This is a genomic window from Rossellomorea sp. ABR4_012 (assembly GCF_056159545.1).
This window is the reverse complement of sequence record NZ_JBSWVK010000009.1, coordinates 37,025-57,291: the sequence shown is the minus strand read 5'-3', so window position 1 is coordinate 57,291 and position 20,267 is coordinate 37,025. Positions and strand designations below refer to the sequence as shown.

20 protein-coding genes are annotated in these 20,267 nt (G+C 43.7%); 3 read left to right on the top strand and 17 right to left on the bottom strand.

Annotation, left to right across the window (positions count from 1 at the left end; all coding sequences use genetic code 11):
- Window positions 1–66 precede the first annotated feature (66 nt).
- Window positions 67–438: a hypothetical protein gene (locus ACXAFV_RS22310; RefSeq protein WP_475129742.1), complete on the bottom strand. Its 372-nt coding sequence runs from the start codon at window positions 436–438 to the stop codon at window positions 67–69.
- Entirely contained in the window at window positions 438–743 is a 306-nt protein-coding gene (locus ACXAFV_RS22305; protein ID WP_475129740.1) for an antibiotic biosynthesis monooxygenase family protein, read from the bottom strand. Before ACXAFV_RS22305 ends, ACXAFV_RS22310 begins: the two co-directional genes overlap by 1 nt.
- 291 nt (window positions 744–1,034) lie before the next feature.
- On the opposite strand from ACXAFV_RS22305, the gene ACXAFV_RS22300 reads away from it, so the two are divergent.
- Entirely contained in the window at window positions 1,035–1,385 is a 351-nt protein-coding gene (locus ACXAFV_RS22300; RefSeq protein WP_475129739.1) for a hypothetical protein, read from the top strand.
- Between the two features lie 296 nt (window positions 1,386–1,681).
- On the opposite strand, the gene ACXAFV_RS22295 is transcribed toward ACXAFV_RS22300, so the two are convergent.
- Window positions 1,682–2,596 carry a diacylglycerol kinase gene (locus ACXAFV_RS22295; protein ID WP_175986645.1) on the bottom strand — a complete coding sequence of 305 codons (915 nt, stop codon included), beginning with the start codon at window positions 2,594–2,596 and terminating at the stop codon, window positions 1,682–1,684.
- Window positions 2,597–3,004: 408 nt separating this feature from the next.
- Here ACXAFV_RS22295 and ACXAFV_RS22290 point away from each other — a divergent pair, with 408 nt between their 5' ends.
- Window positions 3,005–3,460 carry a DUF2269 family protein gene (locus ACXAFV_RS22290; protein ID WP_475129738.1) on the top strand — a complete coding sequence of 152 codons (456 nt, stop codon included), beginning with the start codon at window positions 3,005–3,007 and terminating at the stop codon, window positions 3,458–3,460.
- A gap of 81 nt (window positions 3,461–3,541) precedes the next feature.
- On the opposite strand, the gene ACXAFV_RS22285 is transcribed toward ACXAFV_RS22290, so the two are convergent.
- The 5 genes from ACXAFV_RS22285 to ACXAFV_RS22265 all read right to left on the bottom strand — a co-directional run bounded on the left by ACXAFV_RS22285 (window position 3,542) and on the right by ACXAFV_RS22265 (window position 6,909).
- Window positions 3,542–4,339, bottom strand: a complete 798-nt coding sequence (locus tag ACXAFV_RS22285; RefSeq protein WP_475129736.1) for an arylamine N-acetyltransferase — start codon at window positions 4,337–4,339, stop codon at window positions 3,542–3,544.
- Between the two features lie 291 nt (window positions 4,340–4,630).
- On the bottom strand, window positions 4,631–5,011 hold the full coding sequence (locus ACXAFV_RS22280; protein WP_475129734.1) for a helix-turn-helix domain-containing protein: 381 nt from the start codon (window positions 5,009–5,011) through the stop codon (window positions 4,631–4,633).
- Between the two features lie 236 nt (window positions 5,012–5,247).
- Entirely contained in the window at window positions 5,248–5,814 is a 567-nt protein-coding gene (locus tag ACXAFV_RS22275; RefSeq protein ID WP_475129732.1) for a thioredoxin family protein, read from the bottom strand.
- Between the two features lie 515 nt (window positions 5,815–6,329).
- Window positions 6,330–6,515, bottom strand: coding sequence for a hypothetical protein (locus tag ACXAFV_RS22270; protein ID WP_475129731.1), 186 nt, complete (start codon window positions 6,513–6,515; stop codon window positions 6,330–6,332).
- A complete protein-coding gene (locus ACXAFV_RS22265; RefSeq protein WP_475129729.1) occupies window positions 6,481–6,909 on the bottom strand; it encodes a DUF4257 domain-containing protein in 429 nt (142 codons plus the stop codon). Before ACXAFV_RS22265 ends, ACXAFV_RS22270 begins: the two co-directional genes overlap by 35 nt.
- Before the next feature lie 101 nt (window positions 6,910–7,010).
- Here ACXAFV_RS22265 and ACXAFV_RS22260 point away from each other — a divergent pair, with 101 nt between their 5' ends.
- Window positions 7,011–7,163: a hypothetical protein gene (locus ACXAFV_RS22260; RefSeq protein ID WP_475129727.1), complete on the top strand. Its 153-nt coding sequence runs from the start codon at window positions 7,011–7,013 to the stop codon at window positions 7,161–7,163.
- 654 nt (window positions 7,164–7,817) lie between these two features.
- On the opposite strand, the gene ACXAFV_RS22255 is transcribed toward ACXAFV_RS22260, so the two are convergent.
- The 9 genes from ACXAFV_RS22255 to ACXAFV_RS22215 all read right to left on the bottom strand — a co-directional run bounded on the left by ACXAFV_RS22255 (window position 7,818) and on the right by ACXAFV_RS22215 (window position 20,253).
- Window positions 7,818–9,482 carry a M4 family metallopeptidase gene (locus tag ACXAFV_RS22255; protein WP_475129726.1) on the bottom strand — a complete coding sequence of 555 codons (1,665 nt, stop codon included), beginning with the start codon at window positions 9,480–9,482 and terminating at the stop codon, window positions 7,818–7,820.
- A 285-nt stretch (window positions 9,483–9,767) separates the two neighbouring features.
- Entirely contained in the window at window positions 9,768–11,198 is a 1,431-nt protein-coding gene (gene gatB / locus ACXAFV_RS22250; RefSeq protein WP_475129725.1) for an Asp-tRNA(Asn)/Glu-tRNA(Gln) amidotransferase subunit GatB, read from the bottom strand.
- A 12-nt stretch (window positions 11,199–11,210) separates the two neighbouring features.
- Window positions 11,211–12,671, bottom strand: a complete 1,461-nt coding sequence (gene gatA / locus ACXAFV_RS22245) for an Asp-tRNA(Asn)/Glu-tRNA(Gln) amidotransferase subunit GatA (RefSeq protein ID WP_475129723.1) — start codon at window positions 12,669–12,671, stop codon at window positions 11,211–11,213.
- A gap of 12 nt (window positions 12,672–12,683) precedes the next feature.
- Window positions 12,684–12,974 (bottom strand): Asp-tRNA(Asn)/Glu-tRNA(Gln) amidotransferase subunit GatC, encoded by a 291-nt coding sequence (gene gatC, locus ACXAFV_RS22240; RefSeq protein WP_334218296.1) that lies wholly within the window; start codon window positions 12,972–12,974, stop codon window positions 12,684–12,686.
- 548 nt (window positions 12,975–13,522) lie between these two features.
- Complete coding sequence (locus tag ACXAFV_RS22235) at window positions 13,523–13,966, bottom strand: YueI family protein (RefSeq protein WP_475129722.1); 444 nt, start codon at window positions 13,964–13,966, stop codon at window positions 13,523–13,525.
- A gap of 160 nt (window positions 13,967–14,126) precedes the next feature.
- The gene (locus ACXAFV_RS22230; RefSeq protein ID WP_475129720.1) at window positions 14,127–15,014 is read right to left on the bottom strand and encodes a hypothetical protein; all 888 of its coding nucleotides are present in this window, start codon (window positions 15,012–15,014) and stop codon (window positions 14,127–14,129) included.
- 142 nt (window positions 15,015–15,156) lie between these two features.
- On the bottom strand, window positions 15,157–16,110 hold the full coding sequence (gene argF, locus ACXAFV_RS22225; RefSeq protein ID WP_475129719.1) for an ornithine carbamoyltransferase: 954 nt from the start codon (window positions 16,108–16,110) through the stop codon (window positions 15,157–15,159).
- A gap of 2 nt (window positions 16,111–16,112) precedes the next feature.
- Window positions 16,113–19,196, bottom strand: coding sequence for a carbamoyl phosphate synthase large subunit (locus tag ACXAFV_RS22220; RefSeq protein WP_475129717.1), 3,084 nt, complete (start codon window positions 19,194–19,196; stop codon window positions 16,113–16,115).
- Entirely contained in the window at window positions 19,189–20,253 is a 1,065-nt protein-coding gene (locus ACXAFV_RS22215; RefSeq protein ID WP_475129715.1) for a carbamoyl phosphate synthase small subunit, read from the bottom strand. Before ACXAFV_RS22215 ends, ACXAFV_RS22220 begins: the two co-directional genes overlap by 8 nt.
- Between the last annotated feature and the right edge of the window lie 14 nt (window positions 20,254–20,267).

Genomic DNA, 20,267 nt, shown 5'->3' with positions numbered 1-20,267 from the left:
GTTTTAAGGTGATTTATGAAAAAGAAAACACCGAACACATACCGTCTTCGATGTTTTTTCACATATCTATGATCTTAGCTGCTCTGCCAAATCATTTTCGCGGATGGCCGTGATCCCGGCATTCAGATAAACCTGAAAACAGCCAGCTTCCTCGATGCCGCTCTCTTCCAGCGCTTCAACGATGCACACAAAGTTATCAATCAGATGATCGGATTTCATGCCCCTGCTGATCAACACATTGTTCAGCCATAATGCATAGTCGGTAAAGACCTTTTCATCTCCTGCTGCAGCTGTAGTGTTGAGATAATTGAAATGGTGGACATTATCTTCGTAACATTTCTGCCTTCCGATTTCCCCGAATCTTTCTTCTAGTTCAGGGTAGCGTTTATACAGTTTCATTACTGCACTGTCAATCACAGACTTATACATATTTTCCATCAATATGCCACCACCTTATACTTATCAATCGATGGGATGATCGAAGCAAGTTCCTGATCAGGATACTTTTTTTCAAGCTCATGAATCCGCTTGTAGTCCTCACTTTGTATCCATGTCATGAAATGTTCCTTCGTATCCCACTCCATATGCACGGTGATTTCGCCGGGCTTCTTTTCATTTTGAAGCAGCAGGAATCGCTGGAACCCTTCTGCTTCATCCACCAGCCCTGAACGCGAATGATAGATCGATATGACTTCTTCCGCCTTTTCATCCGGAACGACGAATGTTGAATGTACGATATACATGAAATCCACTCCTCCCCTGGCTTTTGCTTCCGACATCTTTTCCCCACTTTAACACAACAGAGGGCTCAGGGAAACTACCCTTCATTACTATTTCTGGAAGCTCCATGTTATCGCTTGAAAAGAATCTAAGAGAATTGCTAGTATAGAAAGATATTTTAAGAGAAGCAAGCAGTGCTTGATGTAAAAACTTACCTCGTTTCATGGGGCACACATAGGGAATTAAGCAATGCTGTATATCATTCATTCTTAAAATAATGACTAAAAAAGATCAACAAAAAGTAGGTAGATCATATGAATCCAGACATCTTAGTAAACCTGATCCTGGTTGGGAATGTATTCCTCGGTGTACTTTTCACGTTAAAATCACGACGCTGGTGGCTCCCTTATATTTTGATGGGGCTCACCTTTTTAACCCTCACCTTCGGATTCGGTATATCTCTTGTACTGAACAAACAATCGATTTTGTCTTATTTATTTGTATTCGTCGTCGGTCAGCTGATATGGGCATTTGTATTTGTCATCATTGCGCATATTCTTTCTTTCATCGTCAGGAAGTTGCCTTTCCGTCATAAACAGCAGATCGGGTGGGGCTTTCTTCTTGGATTCCCGCTGGTTTTTTTAGTGTTTATTTTGGTTCGTTAGAGATTGCGTGAAAAAGGCCTCCCCAAATGTGTATCGGGGGGCCGTTTTTTGTTATCTCACCTTGTTTGGGGCCCTGCAGTCGTTTTGTATGCTGACTTTGATCTTGATTCTTTCGTTTTTGGTGATAATCTTCGAGTTTTTCACGATAATCTTTTAGTTTCCATTGAAAATCTTCCAGTTTCGCCTGATAATCTTCGAGTTTTTACAATAATTCCGTCACTTACTATAAATTACCAATTCCACTCAAGAAATCAACAAACAAAAAAAGGAACGCCCAATGGACATTCCTTTTCAAATCAAAGCGCCTTATCCTCAGGACGGATTTTATCCAGCGGGACAAATACATCAAGGTGGCGGTATAAGTTTTCAAATTCTGCAGGAAGGACGCCTCCGAGTTCGCCGTCCACGTTCAGCTGCACTTTTTCTTTGGCTTGTATTTTGATACGGTTCGCTTGTGTGTAAATGACGTTAGGGTCTTTCACGTGCTCGCCCCGAACGGCAAGTGTAGCGATGCGAATGAATTCAGCGAGATTCGTTTTCTTCAAAATCAATAAGGAGAACAAGCCGTCGTTGATGGACGCATCCGGGGCAAGCTTCTCGAAGCCTCCGACCGAATTGGTGAGTCCGATCAAGAATAACATTGCTTCTCCTTCAAAGAGCTTTCCATCATACTCAATCGTTACATCTGTCGGTTTGATGGATGGCAGCATTTCGATGCCTTTTAAATAATATGCAAGCTGTCCCATCATGGTCTTGAGTTTACTTGGAACCTCGTATGTCAGCTCTGTGATTCGTCCACCGCCGGCAATATTGATGAAATAGCGTTCATTCATACGGCCAATGTCCACTGGGATGGATTCACCCTTTGTGATGACATCGATTGCCTGTCCGATGTCTCTCGGAATATGGAGGGCCCTTGCGAAGTCATTGGTCGTTCCCATCGGTACGATTCCAAGCTTCGGACGGTAGTCCTGTTCCGCCAGGCCATTTACCACTTCATTCAAAGTCCCGTCCCCGCCTGCAGCGACGACGATATCGTATTTACGTTCAACAGCGATTCGGGCGGCTTCCGTCGCATCTCCTTCACAGATCGTAGCGTGAACAGATGTTTCGTAACCGGCCTGTTCCAGTTTAATTAATACCTCGGCAAGATGCTTTTTAAAGAGCTCCCGGCCTGAAGTAGGATTGTATATAATTCTTGCGCGTTTCATACCCCATCATCCTAATCTTTATTTTAAATTACCTGATCTCGGAGATTATGTTCAAATTCCATCTTTTAACATCATATTAAAATAAACCTTCACTTGCAATAACGCTTTGCTGCTTCCTGCTTTTATAAAATGACAAATAGATGCCTTTATTAAACCTTGAGCATCTACCGCTCAATATCATAACTCTTTTCCGAAAAAAAATCTAATAAAAATATAGGAAATTAAAGAAGGTTTTATGACTTTTATTAGTATTTAATTTATCACATAAGATTGATATCTAAGATAATGTGTTAACACCGCTGTTGATTTCCGCAGGAGTCCTATCTTCATCCAAAAGAGTCTTTCATAAAAGAACTCCAACCATCGTACTATTAAGAGATTGGAAAATATCTAAGATGGAGGTCATTTATGAAGGTATTGATCCTGATTCACGTGCTTTCTGCCATCATCGGTGTCGGCCCCACGTTCTTCGCGCACCTTTTGACGAGACCAAATAAGAATGTGGATGAATTGCGGGTCGCGATGAAATACAGCAAGTTATTAGAATTCTTCCCAAAGATAGGCGGAAGTATTGCTGTTTTGACCGGAATTGCCCTTGTTCTCTTGGGAGATTACGGCTCATTCACTCAAATTTGGCTGCTCGGCTCTCTGATTCTGTACATTCTGATTCAAATCATCGTGATCGGCTTTATTACTCCTCCGACGAAAAAAGTGAATGAGTGGCTCGAGCGGCCTGAAAATCTGGAGCTGACGGGCTCTCCCCCAGAAGAAATTCAAACTGCATTGGTAAGTATTTATCGACGATTCTATCTAGCCTCCTCATTGGGAGTCCTTCTCTTTATTTTTATGATTCTTAAACCGTGATTAGAGTAGTCATTAAGAAGTGAATTGTTTAACTGAACCAACAAAAAAGCCACCGGGAATGAACGGATCATTCAAGGTGGCTTAAGAAAACAGCTTTATGTTGCGATGTTCAAGAAATTGCAAGGAGTCCTGAAGGGAACTGTCGTCGAAGTGATACACTTCCTGGATCATCTCTCTCCACTTATCCAGGTTCCTCATTTGATATTCACGGATGTTACGATACGTCATGACCTTCAGCGTGTGGTTGCGGAGAAAATAGCATTGATTGCCCTGAAAACGGACGGCTGTGATGCGTCTCATCGTGATATTATCGTCTGTATCCTGGTAGGATGCTTCGATATCCTTTATCAAGTCTTCTTCTTCAAGCGGCACCCACTCGATCAGTTTCTTTACGAAGGATTTCCCATTTGAACGGCGGTCCACTTCGAACTCATACTGATCTCTTTGGGTGAAAATGATTTCTTCCCCGAACCCGTGCAGGAGATGCTTATGTCTTGCTTCCAGTTCAACCGGTTTCATAATGGGCGAACCATAACCGACGTCGACGTACAGCTTTTTGCCATCGATCGTGATCATCAGGCCAAGGTGCCCCGGCTTCACTCTTACAAAGCGGCAATCGAAGCCCAATTCTTTTAAAAGCCTTCCGAAATTGATATTCAAGGTGAAGCATGTGCCTCCCCATCCTTTTGAATACAAATGTTCTGTAAATTCCTCAAGCGAAGGGACATAGGATCCCCCTTTAGAGAAGTAATAAAATTTACTGAAGGTTTCATAGGGGATTCGAATAAGATGCTGTTGAATTAATCGTTGTAAATAATTTATAGTAGGCTGCTCGATTTCCATGTTCAAGTAGTTTACGTACTTTTCTACAGCGTTCATTCTATCACTCTTTCTATTCCAAGCTATGTATATTATGATAATCCCGTAAAAGTATAGATTCAACCGATTGAACGGGTATCTTCCAAGAAAATAACCTGTTTCCTGCCTTTCATACTTCTTCTCCTATCATAAACCAAAATCCTTCCAAATCACGTTACGTTTTCATGTCATCTTCATTTTTGCTTTAGTGCAGCGAGGGACGGGCCTTTAGCATGCTAAAGGCCCGTCCCTCGCTAAGAAGGCAAGAAAAAAAGGCCCATCAGAGATGGCCTTGAACTATGTGTCGGTGATTTAGTTTTTGACTCCAGCTGCGATGCGCTTTACGTTCATCTCTGCTGTTTTCGTCAGGTCTGGAGTGAATCCATTTTTCATTCGCTCGTTTTCTTCTTTAAAGTAGGCTTGTACTTCTTCATCGAATTCGATTTCAATAAGATCATGAATATCAGTGATTCGAAGGGCGATCATTATAGAAACAAGGTGAGCAACTGTTAATGATTTTTTCTTGAAATTCACTAATTCATTGATCGTCGCTACCCGTAAACCTGTCAAGCGATGTAAATCACCTTGTGTCAATCCTCTTTCACGAAGGATGTCCCCCAATTTAATGTGAATTTTATGGGGAAATTTATCCAGTGATTCAATTACAATCGTATTTGTTTTTTGGTGAATCATGATGCTTCAACTCCTCATCCTATACCATAGTACCGTGAATAACGTCATTCGTGAACCGGGAAAAAGTTCCAATCACAAGGGCACTTTATACCATACCTATTATAACGGGAATACCCCCATGTAATAAAACCCTAAATAATTTTTCCTGTTTCTCTACTCGGAATAGAATCGTTCGGCTGTCATTCCAGAAAAAAAAGCCGGGAGAACAGAATCTCCTCAGCTTTTGTGTCTCCCGCCTACATCAATACTTTCTGTACCAGGGTTGTCTTAAGGCTTTCATACACTTCATTCCAAATGTTTTTATCCTTGGTGTATTGAGATGTTAAGCGCTCGATCATTTCTTTTTGTTTTTCTGGAAAATGCTCATGATCCTTCGGCGGCAATTTCGCTCTTTCATCATCGACGATTTTTTTCACCATGGGTGCTCTCGGCCCCCAGACGGTCTTCTCTTCACCATTCTCATCAATGAAAATAAAGATAGGGATCGCTCTTGATGTACCATTCGTAAGATATTGATCCATCAGTTCCAAATTCTGATCGCGAAGAATCATTTTCACTTCCATATCAGCTTCTTCAGCGACCTTCAGCAGAATCGGAATGTTCAGCATTGCATCCCCGCACCAATCTTCTGTGAGTACGATCACACGTAAAGATTGATCGGCAAGCCTCACGAGTACTTCTTTGTCTTCATCGGGAATCGTAAAATTATTTAAGATAGACAATGTATTTTCTTTGTGTGTTTTCATATATTCTAAATATTCACTTGGTGACATTCCTTCATCGAACCAATCTTGCAAGGTCATATTTACTCCTCCTAGGCTGCGTCTCTATAAAAATAGTACTTACCTATTTCTCATTTTCTCTCTTTATCTTATTCATGTTTACTTAAATCCACAAGTAATATCTATTTGTGTTTATTCCTGCGTTATACACAGCTGTTGATTTCCATGCAAGACATCGCTTACTGCGGGCAAACCTTGAGCCGCAGTAGTGTAGGTCTTCCACTCCAATCAACAGCGGGAAGCAATAATATCCACAATGTCATGTATCAAAACAACTTAAAATTTCAATTGTACGATTATGCCTGTAGGAATATAATATAAGAAAGCAGTCTCAATTCCGTTTCCACAGAAAAAAAGGAATAGCCATAGAGGGCTATTCAAAGGAAATTCCAGTGGGGAATAGGGTAGTTTTTACATATTGCCCTTATAGAATTCACGTTCTATACAGAAAACCGAAAAACAGACTCTCACAAAAAAAGCTGACTCAAAAGTCAGTTTAATCCTCTTCTTTTTGGTGAATGTATATGGTTATAGGATTATTTTTCAATTGAACCATCTTCAAAATGTCTGGAATTCTCTATTATCTGTGCCATTTTTTTATAGTAGTAGTTCAGCTCGATCACACTGTCTGCCTCCTTCAGTCTTTTCATATAGAGATTCGCTTTCTCATAATCTTCAGGCGGCAGTTCAACCTTGATTCTTTTTTTCTTCCACTTTGCCAACAGGTTTCACCTCATTGTGATTTGAAGATCCTCCCTTAGAGGTCAATTCGAGCTGATATTGAGATAGCTCTTGGATATAGGATGCTTTCGTGGTAGCTAAACTTTGCTCCATTTTTCTGGTAATGACGGAACTTCCCCCGATTCCTGATAATAAACTAATGTAGATCGCATACCACATCGGGATTGTGTCAATGACTGGAAGTACAGAGAGGTAACCTGCTAGAACGCCTATGATAATATCCTTTGTTGAACCAAAAAGGTAGTGCTTCTCACCCCGGTCATCGATAAATTTTCTTGGAAAGGTGAAATGACCATTTTTGAAAATCAGAATATGTCCTAAGCCCCCGATACCGCCCATCAACATTGGCAACAAGATCACTTCAATTAAGGACATTCTATCCACCCTCTGGAATCATTTACTATTATTATACATTATTTACAGAATATTCAGAATAGATAATTGGACGCAAATTTGTCCACCAAAGGAGAGCAAAAATGAGGAAAATTGTGATGAAAGTCTCGTCTGTCGACAAACTTCGATTCCAAAACTATATGATGCAGCTAAAAAGAGCTGAATCAAAAGCAGAAGCGGATATGTATTATCGAATGGCAAAAAAGATTCTTGAAAGAGGCAGGAAGCAGGCATAATTAGGTGCTGTGTGGAATGTATTTGGGATTTATTTTATGTGCAGTCCTCCAATGGATATTTTGTGCAGTCCGGCATGAGGGTACAGGACTTACTCCGTCACCGGCTGAACTGAATATGTAAAAACGCACGCCAAGTCTTTCGTACTTGGTTTTTATTTTTGACCATGTTTAGAAGGCATTCCTTCCAGACGGGAAATGAGTTGTATTTGTTGCTGAGTCTGCGGGTAAGGTTTAGAAACGAGCGTTTTGATTGGATTTGGTCCAATTTGCGGGATGGGTTGAGTTTGATGGATGGTGGATGGAGGAATGAAGGGATGGGTTTATTTAGAATCATTCTAGGAAGATCATATATTTTGAAATAGGATCGTAAATCTCCAGATAGGATCATATTTTCTGAAATAGGATCATAAATCTCCAGATAGGATCATAAATCCCCAAACTGGATCATAAATCCACAGATAGGATTCCAAATCCCCCAACCGGATCATAATTTGAAGATCTCCAAGCCCACCTTCTGCCAAATTAATTGAGACAAATAAAAAATGACCGTTTATCTTGAAAAACACTTATGTATGGGATCACTTTATACTAAATAAAACCTTAAAATACAAATAAAAGGAAGAGCCGAAGCCCTCCCTTTTTCATTTTTACGTATTAATAGACCCCAACTGCATCAAATGCAGCATTTACACTGGCCACTTCAGCACTTCCAGAACCGTAAAGGTCGGTCGCTGATTGGACTGCAGCTGAACGAAGCTGGCTGAATGTAGAAGATGGAGTCAGGTATTGAGTCAATGCACGGTAGTAGATGTCACCCACTTTATCTGTTCCGATTCCAGTCACACTCACACCATAGTGAGTGCCGCCCTGGCTCAATAGATAAGCAGCTTTGTTTCCAATACCGCTGTTGATATGGACACCGCCATTATCGCCTGTGCCTGTATATCTTACGGAATAGTGATCCGGGTCGTTATATTTTGTTGGATCTGACATGGAGCGCAGAGCATCCCCGCCTTGTCCCGGTGTGTAAATATCTTCCCCGATCTCCCAATCTGGATTGTTACCTGTATGGTATTCAAGCAGCGTTCCAAATATATCCGACATCGATTCATTGATCGCACCAGACTCGTTTTGATAGATTAGATCAGCCGTTGTATCTGTCACGGCATGTGTCAATTCATGCGCAACGACGTCAAGCCCTCCAGATAACGGAGCGAATGTTGATCCGTCCCCATCACCGTATACCATTTGCTGGCCGTTCCAGAATGCGTTATTGTAACTTCTTCCGTAGTGAACCGTGGACTCCAATGCCGCACCGTTGCCATCATAGCTGTTGCGGTTATGAGTATCCAGATAATAATCATATGTTTGGCCTGCATAGTAATGAGCATCGACTGCCGCTGCATCATAGCTTGCATGGAACTGGTTGTCGGCATCTGCCCAAAGGGATCCCGGCAGGCGCTGGCGGTTGCTCGCATCATACGTAAAGACTCCGCCACCTCTCGTATTATCCTGTAAATAATAGGTGGAAGATGAAAGGTACGTGTTTAGTGACTTCGTATCACCCAGTACCCCTGTTCCGGAACCGACCGTATCAGATCCCGTTGCACCAGGTCCGCCCGGTTTGCCGCCCTTTCCGTTTGCCTCATGGATTTCATTCACTTTATCTAAAATCTCCCCACTCGCCGCATCAATGAAGTAATTCCAGTTACCCGGCTTTGGATCAAGGAAATTGTAATTTACTAGATATGCCTGATGTGCTTGGCCATCTTTCATATAGATCACCGATTTTGATTTTGGTGCATATTCATATGCCGGTTCACTGCCAAGTTCCGCAACTAAGTCCTTTCCCCCTGCTGCCACCGCATCTTTCTTCGATACATTCTTCGAAGCTTTAAGAGATTGCTTTTCTGCAAGATTCGGAACAGGTGCGCCGGAGACTGCCGTTAATACTCCGTCCTTGTTTACGTGAGCTGTCAAAACGGCACCGTATACAGGAGTTCCTTTATACACTTGCTGAACGCGAAGATATGTATATCCAAGTTTATCTTTATTCTTTTCTACCACTTTGAAAGAAAGATTTGCATCTCCCTTGAACTTGAATATGTCCTGCTTTTGTGTAAAATAATCCATCACGATTTTTTCAGGAGAGTTGGCAGAAGGCTTCGTCAGCTTCCCTGAAATGAATTGCGGAGCCCCAATCTTTTCATTGAAATTTACTTTCTGGTTTAAATCAGGTGCACCCAAGGCATCCGCTGATAATACGGGACTCATCATCAAACCTGCTGTTAAACTTAATGCTACGACTTTTTTCTTCAATTACAACACCTCTTTTTAAGAATTTTCTAACTTTTCAAACTGTAGATAAAACTATAGTACAAGCCCGACATCCACCGAATGAGCCTAAATACCCATTTAACAAATTTCTCAACTCCGTGTCTTAATACCTATAAAAAAAGCCTGAAAATCACCCATTTCAGGAAAATTTGAATAAAAAGAAGAGTGTTTTTACCACTCTTCTGAAATTCCCATATAATGCCACACAAAAAACCCGTCTCTCTACCGCTTTAAAGCGGCGAGGGACGGGCCTTGGAATGGTGAAATTTAGCGTTTTTGAATTTCTTGCTGCAGCAGTTTGTTTACGAGCGGCGGGTTTGCCTGCCCTTTTGTTGCTTTCATGATTTGACCGACCAGGAATCCAATCGCACGATCTTTACCGTTTTTGAAGTCTTCGATCGATTGTGGATTGTTATCCAGGGTCTCAGTGACGATCTTCAGAAGAGCTCCTTCGTCAGAGATTTGAACAAGACCTTTATCTTTTACAATCTGTTCCGGATCTCCGCCGTTTTCAACAAGCTCTTTGAATACCTTCTTCGCAATCTTGGAAGAAATCGTTCCTTTTTCGATCAGCTGGATCATTCCTGCAAGACCTGCAGGGGTCAGTTTAAGATCGTGAAGTTCTTTTTGCTGGGCGTTCATGTAAGCCGATACTTCACCCATCAGCCAGTTGGAAGCCTGCTTCGCTTCTGCACCTTCACTGACCGTTTCTTCGAAGAAATCGGACATTTCCTTTGTTAATGTCAGTACCATCGCATCGTATGCAGGCAGTCCCAATTCTTCTACATAGCGCTGTTTACGCGCATCAGGAAGTTCAGGGATTTCCGCGCGGATACGGTCCATCCACTCTTGGTCGATGTGCAGGTTCAAAAGATCAGGCTCTGGGAAGTAACGGTAATCATCCGATCCTTCTTTAACGCGCATCAGGATCGTTTTACCTGTGGATTCATCGAAACGGAGCGTTTCCTGTTGAATCAGGCCGCCTGATAAAAGGACTTTTTCCTGACGGACGATTTCGTACTCCAACCCTTTTTTAACAAAGTTGAAGGAGTTCAGGTTCTTAAGCTCAGCTTTCGTACCGAACTGCTCCTGTCCGATCGGGCGCAGGGAAATGTTTGCGTCACAGCGAAGGGACCCTTCTTCCATCTTACAGTCGGAAACGCCAGTGTATTGAATGATGGATTTCAACTTTTCAAGATATGCATACGCTTCTTCAGGTGTACGGATGTCCGGCTCTGACACGATCTCGATCAGAGGTGTTCCCTGACGGTTGTAGTCGACTAGGGAATAACCGTCGCCGGAGTGCGTCAGCTTACCAGCATCCTCTTCAAGGTGAAGGCGTGTGATACCGATGCGTTTCTTTTCGCCGTTCACTTCGATTTCAATCCAGCCGTTTTCGCCGATCGGTTTGTCAAATTGAGAAATTTGATATGCTTTCGGGTTATCCGGATAGAAATAGTTCTTACGGTCAAACTTTGTATCCTGTGCGATTTCACAGTTCAATGCCATTGCCGCTTTCATTCCGAACTCAATGGCGCGTTTGTTCACCACTGGAAGCACGCCTGGATATCCAAGGTCGATTACGTTAGTATTCGTGTTCGGTTCTGCCCCGAAATGGTTCGGTGCCGGCGAGAACATTTTACTGTCAGTTTTTAATTCTACGTGGACTTCTAGTCCGATTACTGGTTCAAAGTTCATTGATTTCACCCCTTACAGTTGTGGTCTTTTTGTATGGAAATCTGTAGCTTGCTCGTAGGCATGTGCTACACGGTAGATTGTGCTTTCATCAAAGTGCTTCCCGATGATTTGCAGCCCAAGCGGAAGTCCGTTTGAAGAGAATCCGTTTGGAACAGAGATTCCTGGAACACCCGCAAGGTTAACCGGAATCGTCAGGATATCATTCGCGTACATTGTAAGTGGATCATCGATTTTTTCACCGATTTTAAATGCAGGTGTCGGTGTTGTCGGTCCAACAATGACATCATACTTTGCAAATACATCTTCAAAGTCTTTCTTGATCAGTGTACGGGCCTGTTGTGCTTTTTTATAATAAGCATCATAGTAACCGGAGCTGAGGGCAAACGTACCAAGCATGATACGGCGCTTTACCTCGTCCCCGAAACCTTCAGCACGTGTCTTCTTATAAAGGTCAAGAAGATTTTCAGCGTTCGGCGTACGGTAGCCGTAGCGGACACCGTCAAAACGGGCAAGGTTTGCTGATGCTTCAGATGAAGCCAGCAAGTAGTATGTAGCTACGCCATATTTAGAGTGTGGAAGTGAAACTTCTTCCCAAGTAGCTCCAAGGCTTTCCAATACTTTAAGAGAAGCAAGAACAGATTGGCGTGCCTCTTCTCCAACCCCTTCACCCAGGTATTCTTTCGGTACAGCGATTTTCAGACCTTTGATATTTCCCGTCAATGCTTCAGCATAGTTAGGAACTTCAACATTTGCCGAAGTGGAATCGTTCGGGTCGAGTCCAGCGATTGCCTGTAATAAATAAGCATTATCTTCTACGTTGCGCGTGATCGGTCCGATCTGGTCAAGTGAAGACGCAAATGCCACAAGACCGAAACGGGACACACGTCCGTATGTCGGTTTTAACCCGACCGTACCTGTGAACGATGCCGGCTGACGGATCGATCCACCTGTATCTGAACCCAGGGAGAATGGAACTTCCCCGGCTGCAACCGCAGCTGCAGATCCACCTGAAGATCCGCCTGGAACCGTTTCAAGATTCCAAGGGTTGCTTGTCTTTTGAAAACCAGAGTTCTCAGTGGATGAACCCATGGCAAACTCATCCATATTCAGTTTACCGATTGTGATCGTATCGGCACTATGTAATTTATTAATGACTGTTGCATCATAGATTGGATTGAAGTTCTCAAGGATTTTACTCGCACAAGTCGTACGAAGACCTTTTGTGACGATATTATCCTTGATCCCGATCGGCATTCCGAATAGAAGACCTTTCGATTCATCCGTCCCAAGCTTCGCATCCATTTCTTTCGCTTTCGCACGTGCATTTTCTTCATCTAATGTAAGAAATGCTTTCACTTTATCTTCGACAGAATCGATACGCTTGTATGATTCGTCAACTAGATCTGAAACAGAAACTTCTTTTTTATGTAAAAGCTCATGAAGCTCTGATAATTTATGATCAAATAATGACATGAGTTGCCCTCCTTAGTCCAAAATCGATGGAACGCGTACTTGTCCATCTTGTTTGTCTGGTGCGTTCTTTAACACTTCTTCACGCGGAAGCCCTTCTACCGGCTTATCTTCACGCATCACATTCTTCATATCAAGAACGTGGCTTGTCGCTTCCACATTCTCTGTATCTAATTCATTCAGCTGCTCGGCAAACCCGATGATCGCATCTAATTGACTTGTAAACTTTTTCGCTTCGTCCTCTGTGATGGCTAGTCGTGCAAGGTGTGCAACATGCTTCACCTGATCTTCTGAAATTCTAGACATCCTCTTCACCTCCATATAGTTTCGAACACTAACAATACTATTGATAATACCAAAATTCGCGGTGTTAAAGCAATAGGCGAGGACTGGATGAAGTGGATTGCAGTAGGTAAACCGGATGGAGGAGCAGATTCTTTGATGACTGTTGGATAGGGGTTTGTGGATAGGTTTCTTTTTAGATCGGCAGTTTTTTAGAGAAATGGATTGAGTTTCGGTTAAATATCGGTTCGGGGACGTGCCATAATGCTTGATTCGTAGAAATATCAGCGTCTTGGTTCAATGAAATTTTTTAATATTCGTTTTATGCTGACTATTCTCGGATTTATGCTGAAAAAAATGAATATATGCTGACTTTTTGAGATTTATGCTGAAAAATATCATGTTATGCTGACTTTTTTCGTTTTATGCTGACTTTAACAAATAATGGAATATACACCAGACTTTCTTCCGTTAAAAATCCTTCTCGAATAACGTCCTTCTCCAGGCTTCGCTTCCATTAATAAAAACCGCCCCACCACATGACAGCGGGAACGGTTTAGAACATATCCTCATTAAAAAAGCTTATTTTTAATAGTAGAAAACAGACTCTTCTTTTTGGGCTTTGCTTTATTGATTGGTTTGTCTGACTTCTTTTTTACATAAATCTCTTCCTTATTGATTGCATGATCGTATACGAGCAGCAGACCGATGTCGGTTTGAGATTCTTTATTCGTCACCATGGAGAAGGATACTCCATACTGATTAGCGAGTTTTATATATTTTGTCAGGTAGTCATAGTTCATGTTTCCATTCAAAAGAAGTTTCGCATCCGGGTGTTCCTTCAGACTTTCCTCGATTTCCCGGTATACCTTTTTCTCCCGCACTTGATTCTGCGTCAGGGCAATGACGATCCGTTCCCTTAAGCTTCCCAGAAATTTTCGCCGTTCGTCAGGCTTCGTCTGTTTCTGCCCGTACATCCCATTTTCCAAGTAATCATCAATCGTTGGCTTGCTCACTTCCGGCACCTCCGAGGCTTTATGCTGATTTTCCCTACACTATATGATTCCAGCAGCTCATTTGTTTCATTTATCTCATTGTCTCCCATTTTCTCTTATGCAAACACTTTCAGACAAACGATACCCCTTATGTGATGAAGGTGACAATGGGCTAAGCCTATCACATTCCTTCATTTTTCAATACATCAAATAAATAATGCTCATACGTATCACATTCAAAGATCGTTCCGTGTTCATCAATGGTCCCTCCCGTACCGCACACATCGACTACAATACCATCAACCGGAAGCTCACTGTCCTTCAGCTCCTTTTTCCCAGCGGTATCGATGCGGAACTTATTCTGATCCTCCACTGCATAGCCCATCCGCTGACCATCCGATCTCAATTCGTAGTAATTCATGCGGTCATCGCTCAGCATTGGTTTCGTTATTAGGTCGAATTGTGTCAGGACAAAATCTGCTTCTGTATGAGGAGATGTACCCCATTGTTCCGCTTCGTATCTGCTTCTTTTCACTCTGACCGCATCACCGTCCCCGGAAAGTCTTATCTGATAAAAGACGGTATAAGGGTGAGATTCATCGACGATCGACAAATCCAATCGTTCATACTCCCCTTGTTTATCAATGACCATCCTAAAATCTCTCAACTTAACGCCATACTCATTCTCCACGTCCAGTTCCTTCTTGATATTCTTCCATTCATCCAGCAGACTTCCTTCGTAAAAATTAGTCTGCTGGAGCGTCACGGTTCTCGGCCGCTCATACCATTCCTTCTCGACAAACGGTATGATCACGGACAACAGAAAGACGGTAAGTCCTAAGTAAGCCGCTCGCTTTTTCCCCCAGGCATTGTTTGGAATGTCGCGAAAAAACAATAGGAACACCACGAACCCCAGCGGCAGCTTCACCCTGTTTAATTCCAACATGAAAGCTCCAAGGATGGCATATCCCAAAAGCTTCATGAATAAGTATGGCTCTTCTTCTTCTGATTTACGGTATAGTATGATGACAACAGCAATTGAAACCATGAACAAAAAGAGTTCCATCATTTTCACTTCCCCCCCTCTCCCTAACAGGAAAATTATTACATACACTCATTATACCAGTAAAAACATATACAACCGGAACACATCAAGAAATAACTCCATAAAAAAAACCGCTCCATCGAATGGAACGGTTTTTTCATTATGTTCAAAGCACTGACAACAAAATCGCCTTCTGCACATGCAGTCTGTTTTCCGCCTGCTGGAACACAGCGGACTTCACGCCGTCGATGACTTCCGCTGTCACCTCTTCACCGCGGTGAGCAGGAAGGCAGTGCAGGAATTTCACATCGTCCGAGGCATAAGCAAGCAACTTTTCATTTACCTGATAAGGTTCAAATACCTGAAGGCGCTCGGCCGTCTCCTCTTCATGACCCATGCTGGCCCATACATCTGTATAGACGATATCAGCGCCGGCAGCCGCTTCCACTGGATTATGGGTAAGCGTGAAACTCCCGCTGCTCACCTTAGCCAGTTCAACTGTGACATCAATCACTTCCTGAGCAGGTTCATATCCCTCAGGACAAGAAACAACCACATCCATTCCAAGCTTCGCACACAGGATCATGAAGGAGTGGGCGACATTATTTCCGTCCCCTATATAGACAACCTTCAATCCAGCGAGCTGGCCTTTCAACTCGTAAATGGTCAGTACATCGGCAAGTGCCTGACAGGGATGATACGTATCACACAAACCATTTATGACAGGCACACTTGCATGTTCAGCGAGCTCGGCGACTTTTTCATGTTCAAAGGTACGGATCATGATCGCATCGACATACGAGGAAAGCACTTTCGCTGTGTCAGCGATCGATTCACCTCTGCCAAGCTGGATATCACGGGAGTTCAGGTAGATTGCATGCCCGCCCATCTGCAGCATGCCCGCTTCAAAGGATACACGGGTTCTTGTCGATGATTTCTCAAAGATCATTCCGAGTGTTTTGCCTTCAAGTTTCTTAGAGACCGGGTTCTTTTTCAGATGCTCTGCCAATGACAGGAGTTCATGCACTTCTTCTGTTGTATAGTCCAGCCACGTTAATAAGTCTCTCCCTTTCAGGGAAATTTTCTTAAAAGGGGACAGGACAGCATTTGATTTCGTCATGTTCATTTCACTCCTTGCATCATTTTAGGTTTCGCCAATGGAATCGGATCGACATCGGCTGCCTCCATACTATTGATAAAAGCGAGCAGAGTCTCTTTTTCCGTGATGACTGTGACTCCCGCTTCCAATGCTTGAATGCGTTTCTTCTTCATTTCTTCGGTATTCTGGTTGTTGAAATAGACTGCAGCCCCGGGAGAATCCACCCATTCATCAAATCCAGCTACTCCTGAAGTTTGATAGGCTTGAAGACTGCCTATGTCTCCATCTATGAAAATAGTGCCTCCGCTCTGCACGTGATCATGTATAGGTTCAAATACCTTAAACAAAGCCTCTTCCACCGTTCGCCCCAGGCACATCCCTTCTCCGGTCGATTTCATATTCGCCCCTAAGATCTGATCTAGCTCAGGAAGTGCGTGGGAAGAAAAAACCGGATATTTGACAGCCACATTTTTCAATTCATCAACAGACGGTGCCATGAAAGAATCTATTTTCAGATTCTTATCACATAAAAGGTCTGTCGCCATATCAATTAACGAGAAGCCGATGACCTTACTGATGATCGGCACCGTGCGGCTTGCCCGCGGATTGACTTCTAAAATGAATACCTCATCTCCCTGCAGAAGGAACTGGATATTCATGATGCCTGTATAATTCAGGGCAGAGACCACTTTTCCGGCATATTCTTCAATGGCTTTCTTAACTTTATTAGACAGTGATTGAGCAGGGAAAATAGCCATGCTGTCACCTGAATGCACACCTGCTCGTTCGATATGCTCCATTATTCCTGGAATATAGGCGTTTTCCCCATCTGCGACCAGGTCGATTTCAGCTTCCCCGCCCATTTTGAATTCATCTACGAGAATAGGGAAATATTCATCATCTGCTCCTTGAAGCCACTTCTGAAGTTCTGCCAGTGTTTCCACTTTCACCATTCCTTTACCTCCGATGACATAAGACGGACGGCATAGAATCGGAAAATGCAACTCCTTCGCTACCTTCAGCGCTTCAGCTTTACTATGACAGATATCCCCTTTAACCCGGGGAACCGATAACCCATCAAGCAATTGATAGAATCGATCACGGTCTTCGACAGCATCAATGGTGTCAGAGGTGATGCCAAGAAGATGAACCCCTCTCTCTTCCAAAAGAGGCGCAAGATTCAATGCCGTCTGCCCTCCGAATTGCACCAGGACGGTATCGATTTCCTCATGGTCAATGATTGCCAGGACGCTCTCCAATGTCACCGGCTCGAAATACAGGCGGTCTGCCGTTTCATAGTCAGTGCTGACTGTTTCAGGGTTATTATTGACGATAATCGTTTTGAAGCCGTGCTTTTGCAAACGTTGATTTGCTTTAACGGCGCTGTAGTCAAACTCTACTCCCTGGCCGATCCTGATCGGGCCCGAGCCGATGATGAGCGCCTTCTTCCCGCCCTCGAGCGGCTGGATTTCATTTTCTCCATAGTAGGTGGAGTAAGCATAGTTGGTGATGGCTTCGAACTCGCCGGCGCATGTATCGACCATTTTAAAGCTCGGTTTGATTCCAAGAGCCTTCCTCAATGCGGTGACTTCATATTCCTCAATGCCTGACAGCCTCGCAATTTCACCATCTTCAAATCTGTATTTCTTCGCCTGCTGCAGCAGTTCTTCATTTAAGGGACCTTTTTTTAGTTTTTCCTCGATTGCCAACAGATTTTTCAATAGAGACAGAAACAGAAAATCGATTTCCGTTCTAGAATGCAGTACTTCCATTCCATGTCCTCTTCTCAAAAGCTCTACAAGCTGAAAGAATCGGATGTCTGTCGGCGTTTCGATTGCCTCAAGCAAGTCATCGTCTGTAAAAGAAGACAGCTCTTCTTTAAGGGAAAGGCCTCCTGCGCCAATATCAAGGGATTGAACCGCTTTTTGAAAAGCCGCTTCCATCGTACGTTCGATGGCCATGACTTCTCCGGTCGCTTTCATTTTGGTCCCTAGGCGGCGGTTTCCTTCCGGGAACTTATCGAACGGCCAGCGCGGAAACTTGACGACGACATAATCAAGGGCCGGTTCAAAGCTTGCATAGGTCGTTCTCGTCAGCGGATTGATGATTTCATTCAATGTAAAACCGACGGCAAGCTTGACGGCGATTTTCGCAATCGGGTAGCCGGTCGCCTTCGATGCGAGCGCCGATGAACGGCTGACCCGAGGATTGACTTCAATGACGTAATATTGATTGCTATCAGGGTCTAAAGCAAACTGTATATTGCAGCCCCCCACTACTTCAAGCGCATTGATGATGTCAAATGCCGCTGTACGGAGCATATGAAACTCCTGATCCCTGAGCGTCTGGGATGGGGCAACGACAATGGAATCACCCGTGTGGACACCGACGGGATCGAAGTTTTCCATGTTGCACACCGATATACAATTTCCTTTCGAATCCCTCATCACTTCATACTCGATTTCCTTGAAGCCGGCAATGCTCTTTTCCACAAGGATCTGATTGATCGGACTTGCTTTCAGTCCGGTTTGGACATACTTGATGTACTCTTCTTTCGTGGATGCAATCCCCCCTCCTCTGCCTCCTAATGTATAGGCAGGGCGGACAATGATCGGAAGCGAAATTTTTTCCGCGAAGACTAGTGCTGCTTCAACGTCTTCGACTATTTCACTTTCAGCGACAGGATGACCGAGTTCGTTCATAAGGGTACGGAACTTCTCACGATCTTCCCCTTTCTGGATCGACTCCACCGAGGTGCCGAGCAGCTTCACGCCGTATTTCTCCAGCACCCCTTTTTCATGAAGCTCCACTGCAAGATTGAGAGCCGTCTGGCCGCCGAGATTCGCGACCAGCCCATCGGGACTCTCCTTTTCAATGATGGATGTTACCGTTTTGACAGTAAGGGGTTCACAGTAGACCTTGTCTGCATTTTCAGTGTCGGTCATGATGGTCGCCGGGTTATGGTTTACAAGGACAACTTCATACCCTTCCTCTTTCAGGGCAAGACAGCCCTGGGTTCCGGAATAATCAAATTCTGCTGCCTGCCCTATGATGATCGGACCTGATCCAATGACAAGGATCTTCTGTATACTTGAATCTTTAGGCATAAATCTTCTCTCTCCCTGGTTGTTTAATGGATTGATAGAATTCTTCAAAGATGTATGATGCATCTTCAGGACCCGGTCGTGCTTCAGGATGGAATTGCACGGAAAGAATCGGTTTCGTCTTATGCTGCAGCCCTTCTACAGAACCGTCATTTACATTGAAAAAACGCGGATTGAGCTGTGTATTCTGTAAATTTTCATCCTCCACCACATAGTTATGATTTTGGGAGGTTAAGAACACCTGGCCCGTTCCCTGGTCGATGACTGGATGATTCGCTCCCCGGTGCCCGAATAGGAGCTTCCGTGTATTGCCCCCTAAAGCAAGGGCAATCAATTGATGACCCAGACATATCCCGAGTGTCGGCAATGAAAGAATATGTTCTTTCAGCTGCGGCAGTACGTCTGCCATTTCTTTCGGGTCGCCGGGACCATTCGAAATGACGAGAGCATCGGGCTTCAGAGTATGAAGCAATTCGATTCGGTCATAAGGGACGACGGTTACCGAGCAGTCCATGTTCACGAGACTCGTGACGATTGATTTTTTTACACCGAAATCAAGAAGTGCCACATGTACGTTCCCGCTTCCATAATGATTCAATTCTGCAGAGGCCACTTGTTCAATCTGACCTTTCAGCTTTTTGGATGCAGGGATCTCCGCTGTTACGCTTATACATGCATTTTGACTCCCAAGCTCTCTGATCGTTTTAACCACCTGCCGGGTATCCACCCCGGTCATATAAGGAATCTCCCACTTGTGAAGATACTCTGTTAGGGAGGACGTCGCCTGATAATGAGAATAAACGTCTGGACAATGCAGCATGATCACACCTTTCACTTGCGGCTCTGCACTTTCCGAATCACCCTCATTGACTCCGTACTGGCCGATCAGCGGATAGGTGAATACAACGATTTGATCTTTATAGGAAGGATCAGTGAGAACCTCCTGATAACCCGTCATTCCTGTAAAAAAGACAATTTCTCCTACAACGGGGCTTTTGCTGACGGAATACAGTTCTCCTTTGAAAACTCTCCCGTTTTCTAAACTTAAGTAGCCGGTCATGACTAATCCCTCCT

Coding starts and splice junctions, on each gene's coding strand:
- ACXAFV_RS22275 (WP_475129732.1), bottom strand. CDS start 5,814: ATGACCTTGCAAGATTGGTTCGATGAAGGAATGTCACCAAGTGAATAT.
- ACXAFV_RS22300 (WP_475129739.1), top strand. CDS start 1,035: ATGAATCCAGACATCTTAGTAAACCTGATCCTGGTTGGGAATGTATTC.
- ACXAFV_RS22310 (WP_475129742.1), bottom strand. CDS start 438: ATGGAAAATATGTATAAGTCTGTGATTGACAGTGCAGTAATGAAACTG.
- ACXAFV_RS22260 (WP_475129727.1), top strand. CDS start 7,011: ATGAGGAAAATTGTGATGAAAGTCTCGTCTGTCGACAAACTTCGATTC.
- ACXAFV_RS22280 (WP_475129734.1), bottom strand. CDS start 5,011: ATGATTCACCAAAAAACAAATACGATTGTAATTGAATCACTGGATAAA.
- ACXAFV_RS22285 (WP_475129736.1), bottom strand. CDS start 4,339: ATGAACGCTGTAGAAAAGTACGTAAACTACTTGAACATGGAAATCGAG.
- ACXAFV_RS22265 (WP_475129729.1), bottom strand. CDS start 6,909: ATGTCCTTAATTGAAGTGATCTTGTTGCCAATGTTGATGGGCGGTATC.
- gatC (WP_334218296.1), bottom strand. CDS start 12,974: ATGTCTAGAATTTCAGAAGATCAGGTGAAGCATGTTGCACACCTTGCA.
- ACXAFV_RS22290 (WP_475129738.1), top strand. CDS start 3,005: ATGAAGGTATTGATCCTGATTCACGTGCTTTCTGCCATCATCGGTGTC.
- ACXAFV_RS22295 (WP_175986645.1), bottom strand. CDS start 2,596: ATGAAACGCGCAAGAATTATATACAATCCTACTTCAGGCCGGGAGCTC.
- ACXAFV_RS22305 (WP_475129740.1), bottom strand. CDS start 743: ATGTATATCGTACATTCAACATTCGTCGTTCCGGATGAAAAGGCGGAA.
- gatA (WP_475129723.1), bottom strand. CDS start 12,671: ATGTCATTATTTGATCATAAATTATCAGAGCTTCATGAGCTTTTACAT.
- ACXAFV_RS22230 (WP_475129720.1), bottom strand. CDS start 15,014: ATGATGGAACTCTTTTTGTTCATGGTTTCAATTGCTGTTGTCATCATA.
- argF (WP_475129719.1), bottom strand. CDS start 16,110: ATGACGAAATCAAATGCTGTCCTGTCCCCTTTTAAGAAAATTTCCCTG.
- gatB (WP_475129725.1), bottom strand. CDS start 11,198: ATGAACTTTGAACCAGTAATCGGACTAGAAGTCCACGTAGAATTAAAA.
- ACXAFV_RS22215 (WP_475129715.1), bottom strand. CDS start 20,253: ATGACCGGCTACTTAAGTTTAGAAAACGGGAGAGTTTTCAAAGGAGAA.
- ACXAFV_RS22220 (WP_475129717.1), bottom strand. CDS start 19,196: ATGCCTAAAGATTCAAGTATACAGAAGATCCTTGTCATTGGATCAGGT.